At 69.3% G+C, this 1,800-nt stretch carries 3 protein-coding genes; all 3 read right to left on the minus strand.

All coding sequences use genetic code 11. The features are described 5' to 3' along the window. The coding region (locus tag K206_RS0136505; protein WP_029044466.1) for a transglycosylase SLT domain-containing protein at positions 1 to 471 on the minus strand (471 nt) is incomplete at its 3' end. After that, positions 453 to 1,178 carry a TIGR03759 family integrating conjugative element protein gene (locus K206_RS0136510; protein ID WP_020207151.1) on the minus strand — a complete coding sequence of 242 codons (726 nt, stop codon included), beginning with the start codon at positions 1,176 to 1,178 and terminating at the stop codon, positions 453 to 455. The genes K206_RS0136510 and K206_RS0136505, both read right to left, overlap by 19 nt. Positions 1,179 to 1,192: 14 nt before the next feature. Further along, on the minus strand, positions 1,193 to 1,798 hold the full coding sequence (locus K206_RS0136515) for a hypothetical protein (protein ID WP_052166065.1): 606 nt from the start codon (positions 1,796 to 1,798) through the stop codon (positions 1,193 to 1,195). Between the last annotated feature and the right edge of the window lie 2 nt (positions 1,799 to 1,800).

The following is a 1,800-nucleotide window of genomic DNA, read 5'->3' on the forward strand; positions in this document are numbered from 1 at the left end:
ACGGTGGTAGCGGCCGATCGCCACCAGCCAGTTTTCGCCGGTGGTGTGCTGCTCTCTCAGGATCTCGGCGGCGATGGCGAGATTGCGGTACGGGTCGAGCAAGTCGCACGCGCTGGCGTAGCGCTGCTGTTGGTAGCCGAGGTTGATCTGGCCCAGGCCCGCATCGATGCGCGTGTGCGGCGTGGAGCGCATCGCTTGCTGCAAACCGGCGCAGGCGTCGGCACGGGTCGCATAGCGGCGCGATTGGCCGGCGACGTTGAGGGACCACGGCCAAGGGACGATGCGTCCGTTGCGCCGGATGCCGCTCTCCTGCAAGGCCACGGCGTAGAGCACCGTCGAGGGAATGCCCGCGCGCTGGGCGGCAAGCTGGTAGGCCGGTGGCGGAACCTCCTGGGCCTGGGCGGCGCAGGCGCAGAGGCCGGCAGCGAGCACCAGTGCGCGCAACGGCGCCGTCAGGGTTGGCGTTGCCATTGGCCGTTCACTTCGCGCACGACGGCAGGCAAATCGCCGGGCAGGCCCAGCGACAGCCAGCGGCCACCGTCGTGGTTGAGCGTGATGCTGCCGCCGCGCACCCGTGTGGGGTCGATCTGTGCGCGCTTGGCCCAGTCGCGGATGCGCGCGTCGTCCTGGCGGCTGCCGACCATGTACAGGTCGAACTCGGTACCTGAGGATTGCAGGCGTTGCACGAGCTGTCCGCAGGCCGCGCAGCCGTCCTTGACGAACACCGCCGTGCGTCCGCTGCCGCGCACTGTGCCGACGCTGGGTTTGTCGTCAGGCAGGTTCACCCGTTGCATGCCGGGGTTCAGGCGCTGCCAGGCTTCGTCGTAGGCACGTTGATATGCAAGCAGCTTCTCGACGCGGCGCGCTTCGACTTGCACCTGCAGTTCTGCATAGCGCCGCCGTTCCTCGTCGTTGCGGGCCTCGATGCCCAGGGCGGACAGAGGGTCCAGGTTGGGCGAATAGATGCCCAGCGGCCCGTCCATCAACTCGCGGTAGCGCGCCCATTCCTGCGGTTGGAGGCCCCAGTCGCTTGCTACCTGGTCGTCCGGGGTTCGGGCGACCAGCGGACGCTCCTGGTTCTGCGCATTGCGGGCCGGGGCGGTGACCGGCTGCTGCGCCCAGGCGGGCAATTGGGCGGATGCCAGCAGGAGCGCGGAAAGGATGATCGACGGCTTCATGTGGTGTGCTCCGGTCAGGGAATCGCCACGCGACGGGTCTGGTCGCCGGCCTGGAACACGGCGGTGTTGCCCTCGACCGCCTGCAAACGCCACGGGCCGAGCGCGTCACCTGGCAGCAGTACCTGAAGCTGATCGGGCGTGAAATCCGCGCTGCTCGGCGCGACGGACACGCTGCGCTGGCCAGCGCGCAATTCGGCGCCGACGACGCGGAACGGCATCTGGGGCGGTTCGGGCTTGGCGGCGGCCTTGCTCGATGCGCGCGGCTGGAGGGGTGCTGCGGCGCGCGGAACAGGCGCAGTCGTCTGGCGCGCCTTGACCTGCTCGACCTCGGCGCGCAGCGCCTGAAGGTCGTCGGCAGCGGCATAGCCGCTCAGCGCTGTCTCAACCTGGGCAGCGCGTGCTTCCAGGACTTGACGGGTGTCTTTGAGGTCCGCCGCCGTTGCGGCGGTCGGACGCCGCTGGATGGCCTCGATGGCCTCGGCCAGGCCCGCGGCCTGCGCATCCAGGCGTTCCAGGCGGGAATCGAGCCGTTCCTGGTCGGCCTGGTCGTTCATGGTCTGGTAGCCCAAGGCTACGAAGACGCTGAGGCCGATCAGCCACAGCCACAGAAGGCTCTGCACCA

Source organism: Cupriavidus sp. WS (assembly GCF_000395345.1).
GTDB classification, from domain to species: Bacteria; Pseudomonadota; Gammaproteobacteria; order Burkholderiales; family Burkholderiaceae; genus Cupriavidus; species Cupriavidus basilensis_B.

What these genes read in the sequence shown, in the direction of transcription:
- K206_RS0136510 (WP_020207151.1), bottom strand. Translation starts at nt 1,178, where the DNA reads ATGAAGCCGTCGATCATCCTTTCCGCGCTCCTGCTGGCATCCGCCCAA.